The sequence below is a fragment of the Thermus amyloliquefaciens genome (assembly GCF_000744885.1).
Taxonomy (GTDB): Bacteria; Deinococcota; Deinococci; order Deinococcales; family Thermaceae; genus Thermus; species Thermus amyloliquefaciens.
In genome coordinates this window covers 444,530-459,262 of record NZ_JQMV01000003.1, presented here as the reverse complement: position 1 = coordinate 459,262, position 14,733 = coordinate 444,530, and the positions used below count along the sequence as shown (strand labels likewise).

The following is a 14,733-nucleotide window of genomic DNA, read 5'->3' as shown; positions in this document are numbered from 1 at the left end:
AGGCTGACTGACCGGTCATTATCAAGGCCGCCCCGGGCCCCCGGTCTATACTGGGCGCATGTTCCAGCGGGGCCTGACCCTTTTTCGCATCCTGGGCATCCCCGTTCAGCTGGACTTTTCCTTTCTCCTCTTCCTGCCCCTTCTGGCCTTTCTCATCGGGGGCAACCTGCCCATTTACCTGAAGTGGTTCGGCCTGCCGCAAGACCCCACCCTCCTCCAAGGCCCCTGGCCCTTTCTCCTGGGCCTCATGGCCGCCTTGGGGCTTTTCCTCTCCGTGCTCCTGCACGAGCTGGGCCATGCCCTCACCGCCCGCCGCTTTGGCATTGAGACCAAGCGCATCACCCTTTGGCTTTTGGGTGGGGTGGCCCAGCTGGAGCGCATCCCGCAAGAACCCCAGAAGGAGCTCTGGATCGCCCTGGCGGGCCCGGCGGTGAGCTTCGCCTTGGCCTTGCTCCTGCGCGGGTTCCAGATGGAGGCTGGGGTCTTGGGGTTTCTCACCCACTACCTGGCCCTGGTGAACCTGATGCTTTGGCTTTTCAACCTCCTCCCCGCCCTACCCCTGGATGGGGGGCGGGTTTACCGGGCCCTTTTGGCCTTCAGGAAACCCTACCTCCAGGCCACCCGGCAGGCCTTGGCCCTGAGCCAGGCGGTGGCCTGGGCCTTGGGGCTTTTCGGCCTTCTGGTCTTCAACCCCTTCCTGATCCTCATCGCCTTTTTCGTGTACATGGCCTCGAGGGCCGAGGCCGAGGCCGCCCTCCTGGCCCAGGCCTTAAGCGGGCTCAAGGTCAAGGACCTCATGACCCCAAACCCCTTGGTCATCCCCCCCTCCCTTTCCGTCCAGGAGGTCCTGGAACTGGCCTTGGCGCATAAGGTTTCCGGCTTCCCCGTGGTGGAGGAGGGGCGGGTCCTGGGGGTGGTGGGCCTCGAGGGGCTGGAGGGGGCCAACCCCCTGGCCCCCGTGGTCCACCACCTCCAAGAACCCCTGGTCCTCCCCCCGGAGGTGGACGCCCTCACCGCCTTGGAGCGGATGGCCGAGCGGGGGTATGTCCGGGCCCTGGTCATGGAAGAGGGCCGGCTGGTGGGCATCCTCAGCAAAACGGACCTCCTGAGGGCCTTCCAGGTGCGCATGCTGGGGCATTCTTCGCCTTGACAGGCGTAGGGTGGTGGGGTAGGTTAGGGACGCAAAAGTATGCGGGAGGCGACCATGAAAAGAGCCCTTATCCTCATCGGTTTGCTCGCCCTAGGACTGGCCCTGGCCCAAAAGCCCAAGGTGGTGATCGGCACGGGAAGCACCGGAGGGGTCTTCTTCTACTACGGCACCGCCCTGGCGGACATCCTGAACAAGGCGGGGGCGGCGGAGGCCCAGCCGGTGCAGACGGGGGGCTCCTACGACAACCTCCAGCTCCTGCGGGACCGCACCGCGGGCACCACCTACTACTGCGCCCTCACCACCACCGACTCCGCCTACGTGGCCTACACCGGAGAGGAACCCCGCTTCAAGGATCGGCCCGCCAAGACCCAGCGGGTCCTCTTCTACATGTACCCCTCCTTCATCCACCTGGTGACCACGGAAAAAACCGGCATCAAGGTGGTGCAGGACCTCAAGGGCAAACGGGTCTCCACCGGCCAGCCCGGCTCCAGCACCGAGAACCTGGCCCTTCTGGTCCTCCAGGGGGCCAGGGTGAAACCGGAAAGCTTCGCCAAGCGGGAGCGCCTGCCCGTGGCCGAGGGGGCGAAGGCCCTGGCGGAGGGCACCCTGGACGCCTTCTTCTGGGTGGGGGGTGTGCCCACCAGCTCCATCGTGGAACTCTCCCAGACCCTGGCCCGCAAGGGGGACCGCATCTACCTGGTGCCCATCGACCCCAAGAGCACCACCGCCCAGGTGGCCATGAAGAAGTTCCCAGGCCTGGTGGACCCCTACACCGTGCCCAAGAGCGTCTACAACACCCGCACCGACGTGCGCGGCCTGGCCACGGGCAACATCGTGGTCTGCCCGGAAAGCCTCCCGGCGGAAACCGGGTACGCCATCATGAAGGCGGTCTTTGAGAACCTGGACACCCTGCGCACCGCGGTGGCCGCCGCCAAGGACACGAGCCTCGAGGCCACCGCCAAGCTCTACGGAAAGCTACCCATCCCCTTCCACCCGGGAGCCGAGCGGTACTTGAAGGAAAAAGGGCTGATCAAGTAAGCCATGAACCCGCCCGGGTGCCCTGGAACCCTCCAGGCCCCGGGCTTTTTTGGAGGAAGCCATGGAGCTAGAACGCCCTCAGACCCAACCCTCCACCCCCCTGGCCCGGCTCACCCACTGGATCCTGATCCTGGGGGCCCTTTACAGCCTTTACCTGGTGCTCCACCCCTTCACCCCCCTGGCCAAGGCCGAGATCCCCATCCTGGACATCGTACAGCTACAGCGAAGCACCCACGTCCTCTTCCTCCTCCTGGGGGGGTATCTCGTTTCCTTCCACCTCCCCAGGAAGCGCACCCTAGGGGCCTGGGTGTACTTCGCCTTCACCTTGATCCCCCTCTACAACTTCCTCTTTCCCGGCGTCCCGGGGTTGAGCCTGCCCCCTGAGGCCAAGGCGGTGGGCCTCCTCTACTGGGCGGTGGCGGTTCTGCCCGCGGTCCTTCCGAGCCTAAAAGGACCCGCCGACCTGCTGGCGGTTTTCCTGGCCTTCTTCCCCACCCTCTACCAGCTCCGGTACTTTGAGGAGCTGGTCTACCGGGCGGTGCTCCCCGAGCCCTGGGACATGGCCATGTCCTTCGGCCTCATCATGCTGGTCCTGGGCCTGGTCTACCGCCTTTTGGGCCCGGTGATGCCGGTGCTGGTCCTCTTCTTCTTCAGCTATAACCTCTACGCCGACCTCTTCCCCGGGGCCTTTAAGGGAAGCCGCCAAAGCATTGACCTCCTCTTGGGCAAGACCTACAACGAGACCGAGGCCGGCATCTACGGGCTCATCACCGGGGTTTCCGCCAAGTACCTGGTCTACTTCACCTTGCTCTCCGGCATGATCGGGGCCTTGGGCCTGGGGAAGGTGGTGGCCAACCTGGCCCTGGCCCTGGTGGGCAAGCACCCCGCCACCCCAGGGCGGGTCACGGGCCTGGCCAGCGTCTTCATGGGCATGTTCTCCGGCTCCGGGGCCGCGGACACCCAGTTCGTGGCCGCCCTCACCAAGCCGCTTTTTGAAAGGGCCAACTACGACCGCCTGGTGGCCGCGGGCCTGGTGGCCACCGCCGGCACCATCGCCCTCATCACCCCCCCGGTCATGGGCTCCATCGCCTTCATCATGGTGGAGATCCTCCAGATTCCCTACCTGAAGGTGATCGTCATGGCCCTGGGGCCGGCCCTTTTGTACCTGACCGCGGTGCTGGCCTTCAACGAGTTCTACTCCCGCAAGGCGGGCCTCCCCCCGGTGGGGGCGGAGCTGGGCATGAGCCGGGGGACCTATACCTTGCGCTACTCCATCCTCTTCCTGCCCATCCTCCTCATCGTGGCCATGCTCTACCTGGGCTACGAGGTGCGCACCGCGGCCAGCCTGGCCCTCCTCTTCTTCATCTTCATCACCTACTTGGACCCCACGCTAAGGCCCAAGGGCGCAGCCCCCATCTTCCAGGGCCTGGCCGAGGGCTTCCGCACCCTCTTGCCCATCGGAACCGCGGTGACCGCCGCCAACCTCATCTTCGCCATGATGGTGATCAGCGGCCTCCCCTCCAAGTTCAGCCAGCTGTTGCAGCAGGTCTCGGGGGAAAGCCTCCTCCTCGCCACCCTCATCACCGCCCTCTTCAGCCTGGTGCTGGGCATGGGGGTGCCCCCCACCGCCACCTACGTGCTCACCTCGGCCCTCACCGCCCCTGCCATCATCGCCCTGGCCAAGCAAAACGGCATCCCCGACTCCGCCGCCGTCCTCGCCACCCACATGTTCCTCTTCTACTATGCGGTGCTGGCGGATGTGACGCCCCCCGTGGCCCTCTCCGCCTACGCCGCCAGCAGCGTCTTTGGCACCAACCCCCTGGTCACCGGGGTTTATGCGGCGCGGGTGGCCCTGTCCAAGTACCTGGTGGGCTTTTTCTTCCTGCTCTCCTATTCGGGTACCGCCCTTCTCATCGTGCCCGTTTTGGAGAACTCCCCCCCTGGCGAGGCCTGGGGGATGGTTCTGGAGCGCTTCCTTTCCGTGGCGGCCGGTATCATCTACCTTTCCGCCTCCGCCGCGGGCTACACCCGCAGGCCCCTCGCCCGCTGGGAAGCCTGGGCCCTGGGGATCCTGGCCGCCCTGCTCTTCGTGCCCCAGGGATGGCTCAACCTGGTGGCCTTCCTCCTGGGGCTTCCCTTCTTCCGCAAGGGGTTGACGAAAAGCCAAAAGGGGGCTTAGGGTAAAGCCGAAGGAAAGGGGGTAAGGTTATGAAGAGAGTCCTTTTGGCCCTCCTGGCCTTGACGGGTTTGGCCGTGGCCCAAAAACCCAAGGTGGTGGTGGCCACGGGGGGTGTGGGAGGCGTTTACTTCTACTACGGCACCACCCTGGCGGAGATCTGGAACAAGGCCGGGGTGGCCGAGGCCCAGGCCATCCAAACCGCTGCCTCCATCGACAACCTCCTCCTTTTGGAAAACCGCACGGGGGGCGGCACCTACTACTGCGCCACCGTGCTCCCCGACTCCGCCTACCTGGCCTTTACCGGCCAGCACGAGCGCTTCAAGGACAGGGCCGCCAAAAACGTCCGCATCCTCTTCGCCATGTACCCCAACTTCCTGCACATCGTCACCCGGGAAGGCGCGGGCATCCGGGTGGTGCAGGACCTGAAGGGCAAGCGGGTGTCCACCGGGGCCCCGGGCTCGGGCACGGAGGTGGAGGCCCTCTTGGTGCTCCAGGCGGCGGGGCTTTCCCCCAAGGACTTCGCCAAACAGGAGCGCCTGGGAGCCCAGGAGAGCGCCAACGCCCTGGCGGAGGGCAACCTGGACGCCTTCTTCTGGTCGGGGGGCCTGCCCACGGGCGCCATCACCGAGCTCGCCGCCTCCTTGGCCCGGAAGGGGCAAAGGATCTACCTGGTTCCCCTGGACCCCAAGAGCACCGTGGTCCAGACCTTCCAGAAGCGCTTCCCTGGCCTGGCAGGCCCCGGGGTGATCCCCAAGGCCACCTACGGCACCCGGGCCGACACCCCCACCCTCACCTTCTGGAACCTTTTCGTCTGCCCTCAGAGCCTACCCGAGGAGGCCGCGTATGCCCTCACCAAGGCCACCTTTGAGAACCTGGCCACCCTGCGCCAGGCGGTGGCCGCCGCCAGGGATACCAGCCTGGAGAACGCGGTGCGCTTCGTGGGCGGCACCATCCCCTACCACGAGGGGGCCCTGCGTTACTTCCGCGAGGCCGGGGCCTTGAAGTGAGGCCCAGCCCCTTGACGTGGCTACGAAAGCCCCGGCTCCCCTAATCCAAGGGGCCCGGCTCCTCCTGAGCTGGGCCTTTTGGTTCTTCCTCCTCGCCTTGGCCCTGGTGCGGGTGGTGGAGGTGGAGGGGGACGAAGGGCGCCGTTACCTCCTCCTCACCGCCTGGGACGAGGGACGGGTGGAGTTCGTGAACTCCGTGACCGGAAGGCCTGTGCTCCTGGAATTCGGCATGCCTTGGGCCTTCCAAGGTTTCCGGGCCTTCACCGACCCCGAAACCGAAGCCTACTACACCGCAGGGGAGTACCCCTGGAACCAGGCCCTGGCCAAGGAGCGGCGGAGGGCCCTGGCCTACTGCTCCGAGATGGGCCTGGCCCTGCGCCTTGGGGGCACCTGGTTCCGGGCGGAAGGGGGGTGCCTACGCCTAAGGCTCCTCTGGCCCCCTTAGCGCAACACCTGGGGCACCACCTTCAGGGTGAAGGTACGGCCCTGGCGCCAGACCTCGAGGCTCACCGCCTCCCCCGGCTTCTTGCCGTATAGCACCTGCCGGAGCTGGGCGATGGAGCCTAGGGGCACCCCGTCCGCCTTGAGGAGCACATCCCCGTCCACCCCCACCTGCAGGGTCTCCCCCGTGGGCAGTTGCAGGTAGGCGAAGCGGCTGGGTGGCCTTAGGCCCGCCCGGGCGGCCGGGCTATTCCTTTCCACCTCCTGCACCATGAGGCCAGAGGCGGGAAGCCCGTACTGCTGGCGCAGCCTTTCCGGGTAGACGGAAAGGGGGATAAGGGAGACGCCAAGCCGGGGGCGGTTTTTGATGATCTCCTCTGCGGTCAGGGTCTTCCCCGCCTTGAGCTCGGGCAGGTACTGCTTCACCAGGTTGATGGGCAGGGCAAACCCCACCCCCGCGAACTGGGCGGCCCCAAACTGGCCGGTGGGGGTGAAGATGGCGGTGTTGATGCCGATCACCTCCCCGCGGGAGTTGAGAAGGGGCCCCCCGGAGTTCCCGGGGTTGATGGCGGCATCCGTCTGGATCACCTGGGGCACCAGGCCCGACTCATCCCCAATGGCCCCGGGGTTTTCCCGGATGGCGGAGACGATCCCCTGGGTCACGGTGAACTCCAAGCCAAAGGGGTTCCCCATGGCGATGGCCTTCTGCCCCACCCTGATGCGGTCGGAATCCCCCAGGACCAGGGGCACCAGCTTCTCCTTGGGGGCCTCCACCTTCAAAAGGGCCAGATCCAAGGGCGGCGCCGCCCCCACCAGGCGGGCGCGGTACTCCTTGGGGTCGCCGTGGAACTTCACCGTGATCTGGCTGGCTCCCTCCACCACGTGATGGTTGGTGAGGATATGCCCATCCTTATCGATCACGAAGCCCGAACCCGTCCCCTCCTGAGGGGGCATCTGCAAAAACGGAGCAAAAAACTCAAACCCTGGGGGGAGTTGGACGTTTTGGGGACGGGTCACCACCGCCACGTAGACCACCCCATCCCCGTACTTTTCCACGATCTCCACGGTGTTGCGCTCGTACTCCAAAAGCCCCGCCTCGGCAGGTGGAGGAGCAGGCTGGGAACGCTGGGTCTGGCCGTTGCTCAAACCCCACCAGAGCACCGCACCCGCCATCAAGGAGAGGACCAGAAAACCCACGAAGGAACGGGCCAGGTTCATGCGCCACCTCCTGGTCCCACCTTACGCCCTTCCGGTTAGGCCGAGATTAAACAAAGACCACGGTTTTGTTCCCGTGGACCAGGATGCGGTCCTCCAGGTGCCAGCGCACCGCCCGGGCCAGGACCGTGCGCTCCAGCTCCCGCCCGAGCCTCCGCATCTCCGCCACCGTGTGGCGGTGGGATACCCGCACCACATCCTGTTCGATGATGGGGCCCCCGTCCAACTCCTCGGTGACGTAGTGGGCCGTGGCCCCGATGAGCTTCACCCCCCGCTCGTGGGCCTGGCGGTAAGGGTCGGCCCCGGCAAAGGCCGGCAAGAAGGAGTGGTGGATGTTGAGGATGCGCATGGGGTAACGGGCCACAAACCCCGGGGAGAGGACCTGCATGTACCGGGCCAGGACCACCACCTCCACCCCTTCCCCCTCGAGGAGGCCCAGGATGCGCTCCTCCGCCTCCTCCTTCCGCCCCTTCTCCACGGGCACGTGGTGGTAGGGCACGCCGAAGCGCTCCACCTCCTCCCGGTGGTCCGGGTGGTTGGAGATCACCAGGCGCAGGTCCATGGGCAACTCCCCCACCCGGTAGCGCCAGAGGAGTTCCAAAAGGGCATGGGCCGGCTTGGAGACCAGGATGGCCACCCGCTTCCTCTCCGAGGCATAGGCCAGGCGCCACTCCATCTGGAAACGGCTGGCCACCACGTCCTGAAAGGCCCGCTCCAGGGCCGGGCGGGAGAGGTCCAGATGGGGGGTGGTGAAGGCCAGGCGCATGAAGAAGGTGCCCCCTTCGGGGTCCGTGGAGTACTGCTGCAAATCGGTGATGTTGGCCCCGTGGGCGTAGAGGAAGCCCGAGACCGCCGCCACGATCCCAGGCCGGTCCGGGCAGGTGATGAGGAGCCGCGCCTCGTCCATGGGGGCTACTATATTCCCATGGAAGGGCGCACAACAGACCTCTCCGACCTCTGGCCCGAAGGGGAGACCCTGCCCATGGTCTTTAGGAGCTTTGGCGGCACGGCCCGCTTCGCCGGGCGGGTGCGCACCCTCAGGGTCTTTGAGGACAACGCCCTGGTGCGAAGGGTGCTGGAGGAGGAGGGCCATGGCCAGGTCCTGGTGGTGGACGGCGGGGGCTCCTTGCGCACCGCCCTCCTCGGGGGCAACCTGGCCCGCCTGGCCTGGGAGCGGGGCTGGGCCGGGGTGGTGGTCCACGGGGCGGTGCGGGATGTGCTGGAGCTCAAGGAGGTGCCCATCGGCCTCCTGGCCCTGGCGGCCACCCCCCGCAGGAGCGCCAAGGCGGGCCGGGGGGAGGTGGACGTGCCCCTTAGCCTCTTCGGGGCCCAGGTGCTTCCGGGGCATTACCTGATTGCGGACGAGGACGGGCTTCTTCTCCTGCCCGCGCCCCCGAGCGGCGGCCAAAGCGGCGGATAAGCTCCTCCTCCTTCAGCACCAAGAAGGTGGGCCTCCCGTGGGGGCAGACCCAGGGGGTCTCACAGGCCAGGAGGGCGTCCAGAAGGGCTTGCCCCTGGGCCCCGTTCAAGGGATGGCCCGCCTTCACCGCGGGGAGGCAGGCCAGGCGGCCCAGAACTTCCCCCAGGCTCCGCCCCTCCCCCCGGAGGGCCTCGAGGAAGGCCTGGGGGATCAGGAGGGGGTAGGGGTGCAGGAAAGGGGGAGCGGCCAGCACCCGCACCCTCCCCGGCCCGAAGGCTTCGTAAGCGAAAAGGGCCGCGAGGGCCTCCCCCCCGAGGAGGCCCTCCTCCTCCGGGGTAAGCTCCACCAGCACCGGGTACGGCAGGGGCTTCAGCCCCTCCTCCCGAAGGCGCCGCCAAAACTCCTCGTAGATGACCCGCTCGTGGGCGGCATGCTGGTCCACCACAAAGAGGGCCTCCCCCGCCTCCGCCAGGAGGTAGCTTTCCCGGAACTGGCCCAGGTAGCGCAGGCGGGCAGGCCCGAGGGGGTGGGGGGCTCAGGACGGGAAGAGGGGTAGGCTCCGGCAGGCTACGGGCCAGGCCGTGGCGCCGGAAGGCGCTCCGCACCGCCTCCTCCAGAAGGCCCTCCACCTCCTGGGCCACCGCCACCTCCTCCTTGCGGGCGTCCAGGCGCAGGCGGAAAAGCCCAGGGGGCAAGGCGAGGTTGACCACCCCCACGGGGAAGTGCCCCTCGGGAAGGAGCTCACGGTAGGCCCGCCGGAGGGCCCTTAGGAGCCCCTCGGGCCAGGCCACGGGCCGCCCGTTCACCGCGAGGAAGAGGAGGTCGGGCCGGGTGCGGGAGGCTTGGGGACCGGAAAGGAGGCCCAAAAGGCGCACCTCCCCCGCCGCCTCCTCCAGGGGAAAGAGCCTCTCCGAAAGCACCCGGCCGAAGGCGATCCGGGCGGCCTCCCTTAGGCCCGACCCAGGGAAGAGGAGCCGGGCCTCCCCCTCCACAAAGAGGGCCAGGGAAAGGGTGGGGTGGTGGAGAAGGTAGCGCCTTAGGAGCTCCAAGACCCCCCGCACCTCCCTGGCCGGGTCCCTCCCCTCCCCCTGGAAGAGGCCCACCACCTCCACCCGGGTGCCGGGGGGCGCGGGCACCTCCTTGAGGGCCACCGTGCCCCCCTGGACCAGGAGAAGCCCTCCCCCCACCTGGCCCCGGGGGCGGGAGCGCAAGCGCAAGGTGGCGGCCTGGCGCAGGGCATAAAGGGCCTGGCCACGGAAGCCCAAGGTGGCGATGCGCCCAGGGTCCTGCAGCTTGCTGGTGGCGAAGGGCTCCACCGCCAGGGGCAGGTCCTCCAGGGGGATCCCCGCCCCGTCGTCCTCCACCACAAGCCGTTCCATGCCCCCGCCCCACAGCTCCACCCTCACCCGCCGGGCCCCCGCGTCCAGGGCGTTCTCCAAAAGCTCCCGCACCGCGTCCCGCACGGAAAGGAGCACCTCGCCCCGGGCCAGAAGGCCCCGGAGCTCCTCGGGGAGGGGACGGATCACCCCTTTATGGTACCCAAGGGGGTGCCCAGGGCCAAGGCCTTGAGCTCGTGGAGGAGGCGGAGGGCCTCGAGGGGGGTGAGGCGGTCGGGGTCCAGGGCGAGAAGCCTCTCCAGCACCGCCTCCACCGGGCCCTCCCGCCTGGCGGCCATGGCCTGGAGGAGGGCCTTGGCCCGCTCCACCACCTCCGGGGGCAGCCCGGCCATGCGGGCCACCTCCACCCCGTAGCTCTTGGAGGCGGGTCCAGGGAGCACCTGGTGGTAGAAGGTGAGGCCCCCCTCCTCCTCCTTGGCGGCCACGTGCAGGTTCTTGAGCCGGGGCAGGGGCAGGGCGGTGAGCTCAAAGTAGTGGGTGGCGAAAAGGGCGTAGCACCGCCTCTCGTGCAGGGCCTCGGCCACGGCGGTGGCGATGGCCACCCCGTCCAGGCTGGAGGTGCCCCGGCCCACCTCGTCCAGAAGCACCAGGCTCCTCTCCGTGGCCTCCTTGAGGATCAGGGCCACCTCCTCCATCTCCACCATGAAGGTGCTCTTGCCCCCCGCCAGGTCGTCGGAGGCCCCGATGCGGGTCAGGATCCGGTCAAAGAGGGGGAGGATAGCCTCCTCCGCGGGCACAAAGCTCCCAATCTGGGCCAGGAGGGCGATGAGGGCCGTCTGGCGAAGGTAGGTGCTCTTCCCCGCCATGTTGGGCCCCGTGACCAGCACGAGCTCGTGGGCCATCTCCAGGTCGTTGGGGACGAAGCCGGTGCGCCTTTCCACCACCGGGTGCCGCCCAGCGCGGATGAAAAGCCCCTCGCCGAAGCGGGGACGGGTGTAGCCGTGGCGCACCGCCACCTCCGCCAAGGCGGCGTAGACGTCCAGCTCCGCCAGGACCCTGGCCGCCTCCCTCAGGGCCTCCGCCTCCCCTTTGGCCTTCTCCCTGAGCTCCCAAAAAACCTCCTCCTCCCGGCGGCGGATCTGGGCCTCGAGGCGGTAGAGCTCCCTTTCGCGCTCCTTGATCTCCGGCAGGGTGTAGCGCTGCCGGTCCTTGAGGGTCTGGATGGCCTTGTACTCGGAAGGCACCCTCTCGTAGTAGGGCCGGGTCACCTCCAGGTAGTAGCCGAAGACGGCGTTGTAGCCCACCTTCAGGGTGGGGATGCCGGTCCTGGCCTTCTCCCTTTCCTCCAGATCCAAGAAGTAGGCCACCCCTTCCCGGTGGGCCTGGCGCAGGGCGTCCAGGTGGGCATCGTACCCTTCCCGGATGAGCCCCCCTTCGGAGACTTTTAGGGGAGGGTCGTCCACCAAAGCCGCCCGCAGCTCCTCCCAAAGGGGCCTCAGGTCGGGCAGGGCCACCTCCTCCCCCAGAAGGGCCTTCAGCTCCGGCAGGACCTCAAGGCTACGCCTCAAGGCCGCCAGGTCCCGCGGGCCTGCCCGCCCCATCTCCAGGCGGGTGGCGAGGCGCTCCAGGTCCGCCAGGCGGAAAAGGAGCCGCCTCACCCCTTCCCGCAGGGCGCCTTCCCTCACCAAGCGCTCCACCCGGTCAAGCCGGGCCTCCAAAGGACCCCGGTCCAGGAGGGGATGGCGGAGCCAGGCCTGGAGGAGCCGCCTGCCGGGGGCGGTGCGGGTCTCGTCCAGGACCCCGAAGAGGGTATCCTGGCCCCGGATGGGCTCAAAGACCTCCAGGGCCCTTAGGGTGGCCTCGGGCAGGCGCATGAAGGCCCCGGGGTCGTAGGGGCGGAAGGGCCTTGGGGAAAACCCTTCCCCTTGGGTCCAGCGGGCGTACCAAAGGAGCGCCCCCTGGGCCCGGCGCAAGGCCAAGGGGCCTTCCCCCAGGGGCTCAAAGGGGGCCTCGGAGAGCATGACGGGGAAGCGCTTCCGAAACTCCTCCACAAACTCCCCGTTCTCCCGCAACTCCGGCGCCAGGAGCACCTCGGCGGGGCGGTGGCGGAAGAGCTCGTCGTAAAGGGCGCTTTTGCTCTTCAAAACCGTCCCCTTGAACTCCCCCGTGGACACGTCCAAGAAGGCCACCCCCCAGCCGTCCCCGGTGGCCACCGCCGCCAGGTAGTTGGCCTCCTTGGGCAGGAGGGTTTCCTGCACCAGGGTGCCCGGGGTGAGGAGCTGGGTCACCTCCCGGCGCACCAGGCCCTCCGCCTCCTCCGCCGGCTCCACCTGGTCGGCCACCGCCAAGCGGAAGCCCATCTTGAGAAGCCGCTCCGCATAGGCGTCAAAGGCCCGGAGGGGAATCCCCGCCATGGGGGTGGTGAAGTCCTTGCTGGACTTGTGGGTGAGGGCCAGGCCCAGGGCGCGGGCCAACCTCTCCGCATCCTCGCCGAAGCACTCGTAGAAATCCCCCACCTGGAAAAGGAGGAGGTAGTCCGGGTAGCGGTCCCGGAGCTCCACGTACTGCTGCAAAAGGGGGGGCAGGGGACCGGGGCCTTCGCCCTTGAGCATGACCTTTATCATAACCCCGGCATACCCCGGGAAAAGCCCTCCCTAATACACCCATCAGTGATGGTATAAATAGCCCCTTGCCCTAACTTGACACGGGTAGGGTTTGCCTTCTAACATTGGGGCACGAGGCCAGGGACAAAAGTCCTGTGTTCCCTTTCCACTTGTTTCTTCCCTGCCCTCGATTCGGGAGGGTGATATGGAGAAATCCATCAATCGTCGGTTATTGCTGAAGCTGCTGGGTGCTGGAGGGGCCCTGGCGACCTTGCGCCCCAGCCTGGCCCAGACCTCCTCTCAGGCCGAAACCCCCCTGCCTTCCTTTACGGGGCCCGGCCCCAACCCCTACTGGAACGGGGTGCACCCCTACGCTGTCTACCCCCAGAAGCTTCCCCTTCTCCGCATGACCGACCGCCCCGTCCAGCTGGAAACCCCCCGGCACTACTTCCGCACCGCCTTTACCCCCAACGAGGCCTTCTATGTGCGTTACCACCTGGACGAGATCCCCAACGAGATCGACCTCTCCAAGTGGCGGCTCAAGCTGGAAGGCAATTTTGAGCGGCCCCTGGAGCTGAGCCTCGAGGACCTCCTCACCCAGTTCAAGCCCGTTTCCATCGCCGCCGTCAACCAGTGCTCCGGCAACTCCCGCAGCCGCTTCCAGCCCCGGGTATCCGGCGGCCAATGGGGCAACGGGGCCATGGGGAATGCCCTTTGGACAGGCGTCCGGCTCAAGGACCTCTTGGACGCCGCGGGCGTAAAGCCGGGCACCGTCCAGATCCAGTTTGAGGGCCTGGACCGGGGCAAGGGGCCTGAGAACCTGGGGTCGGGACGCTTCATAAAGTCCCTGGACCTGAATGATCCGGTGCTGGAGGAAACCATCCTGGCCTATGCCATGAACGGGGAGCCCCTGCCCATGCTCAACGGCTTCCCCGTGCGCCTGGTGGTGCCCGGCAAGTTCGCCACCTATTGGCTGAAACACGTCACCTGGATCCGGGCCCTCACCGAGGAGGACAAGAACTTCTGGATGGCCACCGCCTACAAAGTGCCCGACACCCCCAACGGCTCCACGACCCCCGAGGACGTGGCCGCTGGCAAGGTCAAGACCGTGCCCATCGGCCACTTCAATATGCCCGTGCGCTCCTTCATCATCGACCCCGACGGCTCAAGCCCCCTGGTGGTGGGCTTGCCGGTAAAGGTGAGGGGCGTGGCCTTCAGCGGGCACGGGAAGGTGGTAAAGGTGGAGGTTTCCACCGACGACGGCAACACCTGGCGCACCGCCTTGCTGGGGCCGGACTACGGCAAGTACTCCTTCCGCACCTTTGAGTTCACCTGGCGGCCCAGCGCACCCGGGAAGTACGTGATCGCGGTGCGGGCTACGGACGAGAAGGGCAACACCCAGCCCGACACCCCTGTGTGGAACCCCGGTGGTTACCTGTGGAACAAGATTGAGCGCCAGGAAGTGGTAGTCCTGGCAGCCAAATAGGAGGCGGCAGATGAAAAGGATTCTGATCCTGGTGGCCCTTCTTATGGCTGTAGGCTTGGTGGTGGCTGAGGTGCCGGGAACGGTGGCTGGCCAGTGGACCCAGGGCACCCTTGGAGTGATTCTGCAACCCGCCCCTGCGGCCGCAGGCGAGGGCGCAACCATAAAGATCGGGGCCCTTCCCATGTACACGGCGGAGCTGGCCGACGGGGAAGGCAAAGAACTGGTCATGGGCTACTGCTCCATTTGCCACAGCGTGACCTACATCACCATGCAACCTCCCCTGGCCAACTGGAAGCCCACCATGGACAAGATGATGAAGACCTACGGAGGGGAAAAGTTCATCCCCGCTGAGGCTGCGGAGAAGATCCTCGCTTACCTCCAAGCCTACTACACCCCCCAGACGCGCAAGCAATGAACCGGGTAGTTTCCCTCCACCTGGGCCTGGGCTCCGGGCTTCCCAAGCCCCGGGTGGAGGTTTTGGAACTGGTGGCCGGCTTCGGGGCCAAGGGGGACCGGCACGCGGGGCGCGACCCCGACCGGGCCGTGCTGGTGGCGGGCCTCCCCGCCTACCAAAAGGCCAAGGAGGCAGGCATAGAGCTGCCCCTGGGGGCCCTGGGGGAAAACCTCCTCCTGGACCTGGACCCCCACGAGCTTCCCCCAGGAACCCGGCTACAGGTGGGGGAAGCCCTCCTGGAGCTTTCCCAGGTGTGCACGGTCTGCAACAGCCTCTCCCAGTTTGACCTCAGGCTTCCCAAGCTCCTCTACGGGGGCCGGGGCCTCTACGCCCGGGTGGTAGAAGGGGGCCTGGTGCGGGTGGGGGACCTGGTGAGGGTGCTGGTGGAGATCTCCTAGCGCCC

Annotated in this window: 12 protein-coding genes and 1 pseudogene; 9 read left to right on the top strand and 4 right to left on the bottom strand. The window is 67.2% G+C overall.

All coding sequences use genetic code 11. From position 1 onward, the window contains the following. Positions 1–58 precede the first annotated feature (58 nt). The 5 genes from BS74_RS02755 (at position 59) to BS74_RS02735 (ending at position 5,819) form a co-directional block, all read left to right on the top strand. Positions 59–1,150, top strand: coding sequence for a site-2 protease family protein (locus tag BS74_RS02755; RefSeq protein ID WP_038055842.1), 1,092 nt, complete (start codon positions 59–61; stop codon positions 1,148–1,150). Between the two features lie 54 nt (positions 1,151–1,204). Further along, positions 1,205–2,188: a TAXI family TRAP transporter solute-binding subunit gene (locus tag BS74_RS02750; protein ID WP_038058784.1), complete on the top strand. Its 984-nt coding sequence runs from the start codon at positions 1,205–1,207 to the stop codon at positions 2,186–2,188. A gap of 61 nt (positions 2,189–2,249) precedes the next feature. Continuing rightward, complete coding sequence (locus tag BS74_RS02745) at positions 2,250–4,367, top strand: TRAP transporter permease (protein ID WP_051946731.1); 2,118 nt, start codon at positions 2,250–2,252, stop codon at positions 4,365–4,367. Positions 4,368–4,396: 29 nt separating this feature from the next. Beyond that, positions 4,397–5,374, top strand: coding sequence for a TAXI family TRAP transporter solute-binding subunit (locus tag BS74_RS02740; RefSeq protein WP_038055840.1), 978 nt, complete (start codon positions 4,397–4,399; stop codon positions 5,372–5,374). 16 nt (positions 5,375–5,390) lie between these two features. Further along, positions 5,391–5,819, top strand: coding sequence for a hypothetical protein (locus BS74_RS02735; RefSeq protein ID WP_038055839.1), 429 nt, complete (start codon positions 5,391–5,393; stop codon positions 5,817–5,819). On the opposite strand, the gene BS74_RS02730 is transcribed toward BS74_RS02735, so the two are convergent. Together BS74_RS02730 and purU are read right to left on the bottom strand one after the other, a co-directional pair. Next, positions 5,816–7,033, bottom strand: coding sequence for a S1C family serine protease (locus tag BS74_RS02730; protein ID WP_038055837.1), 1,218 nt, complete (start codon positions 7,031–7,033; stop codon positions 5,816–5,818). The genes BS74_RS02735 and BS74_RS02730 overlap by 4 nt on opposite strands. 46 nt (positions 7,034–7,079) lie before the next feature. Next, positions 7,080–7,937, bottom strand: a complete 858-nt coding sequence (gene purU / locus BS74_RS02725; protein ID WP_038055835.1) for a formyltetrahydrofolate deformylase — start codon at positions 7,935–7,937, stop codon at positions 7,080–7,082. Between the two features lie 18 nt (positions 7,938–7,955). Here purU and rraA point away from each other — a divergent pair, with 18 nt between their 5' ends. After that, positions 7,956–8,450 carry a ribonuclease E activity regulator RraA gene (gene rraA / locus BS74_RS02720; protein WP_038055832.1) on the top strand — a complete coding sequence of 165 codons (495 nt, stop codon included), beginning with the start codon at positions 7,956–7,958 and terminating at the stop codon, positions 8,448–8,450. Here rraA and mutL read toward each other — a convergent pair. Both mutL and mutS read right to left on the bottom strand, forming a co-directional pair. Then, positions 8,344–9,976: pseudogene (gene mutL / locus BS74_RS02715) on the bottom strand (DNA mismatch repair endonuclease MutL). The gene rraA and the pseudogene mutL sit on opposite strands and share 107 nt — an antisense overlap. Further along, positions 9,973–12,399: a DNA mismatch repair protein MutS gene (gene mutS / locus BS74_RS02710; protein WP_038055830.1), complete on the bottom strand. Its 2,427-nt coding sequence runs from the start codon at positions 12,397–12,399 to the stop codon at positions 9,973–9,975. The pseudogene mutL and the gene mutS overlap by 4 nt, the downstream one beginning before the upstream one ends. Positions 12,400–12,595: 196 nt before the next feature. Here mutS and BS74_RS02705 point away from each other — a divergent pair, with 196 nt between their 5' ends. From BS74_RS02705 to BS74_RS02695, 3 genes are read left to right on the top strand one after another with little or no spacing between them, the layout of a single operon-like run. Continuing rightward, complete coding sequence (locus BS74_RS02705) at positions 12,596–13,876, top strand: molybdopterin-dependent oxidoreductase (protein WP_038055828.1); 1,281 nt, start codon at positions 12,596–12,598, stop codon at positions 13,874–13,876. Positions 13,877–13,886: 10 nt separating this feature from the next. Next, a complete protein-coding gene (locus BS74_RS02700; RefSeq protein ID WP_038055826.1) occupies positions 13,887–14,291 on the top strand; it encodes a hypothetical protein in 405 nt (134 codons plus the stop codon). Further along, on the top strand, positions 14,288–14,728 hold the full coding sequence (locus BS74_RS02695; protein ID WP_038055824.1) for an MOSC domain-containing protein: 441 nt from the start codon (positions 14,288–14,290) through the stop codon (positions 14,726–14,728). The genes BS74_RS02700 and BS74_RS02695 overlap by 4 nt, the downstream gene beginning before the upstream one ends. Positions 14,729–14,733 lie beyond the last annotated feature (5 nt).

Coding starts and splice junctions, on each gene's coding strand:
- BS74_RS02700 (WP_038055826.1), top strand. CDS start 13,887: ATGAAAAGGATTCTGATCCTGGTGGCCCTTCTTATGGCTGTAGGCTTG.
- BS74_RS02695 (WP_038055824.1), top strand. CDS start 14,288: ATGAACCGGGTAGTTTCCCTCCACCTGGGCCTGGGCTCCGGGCTTCCC.
- purU (WP_038055835.1), bottom strand. CDS start 7,937: ATGGACGAGGCGCGGCTCCTCATCACCTGCCCGGACCGGCCTGGGATC.
- BS74_RS02750 (WP_038058784.1), top strand. CDS start 1,205: ATGAAAAGAGCCCTTATCCTCATCGGTTTGCTCGCCCTAGGACTGGCC.
- rraA (WP_038055832.1), top strand. CDS start 7,956: ATGGAAGGGCGCACAACAGACCTCTCCGACCTCTGGCCCGAAGGGGAG.
- mutS (WP_038055830.1), bottom strand. CDS start 12,399: ATGCTCAAGGGCGAAGGCCCCGGTCCCCTGCCCCCCCTTTTGCAGCAG.
- BS74_RS02740 (WP_038055840.1), top strand. CDS start 4,397: ATGAAGAGAGTCCTTTTGGCCCTCCTGGCCTTGACGGGTTTGGCCGTG.
- BS74_RS02705 (WP_038055828.1), top strand. CDS start 12,596: ATGGAGAAATCCATCAATCGTCGGTTATTGCTGAAGCTGCTGGGTGCT.
- BS74_RS02730 (WP_038055837.1), bottom strand. CDS start 7,033: ATGAACCTGGCCCGTTCCTTCGTGGGTTTTCTGGTCCTCTCCTTGATG.
- BS74_RS02755 (WP_038055842.1), top strand. CDS start 59: ATGTTCCAGCGGGGCCTGACCCTTTTTCGCATCCTGGGCATCCCCGTT.
- BS74_RS02745 (WP_051946731.1), top strand. CDS start 2,250: ATGGAGCTAGAACGCCCTCAGACCCAACCCTCCACCCCCCTGGCCCGG.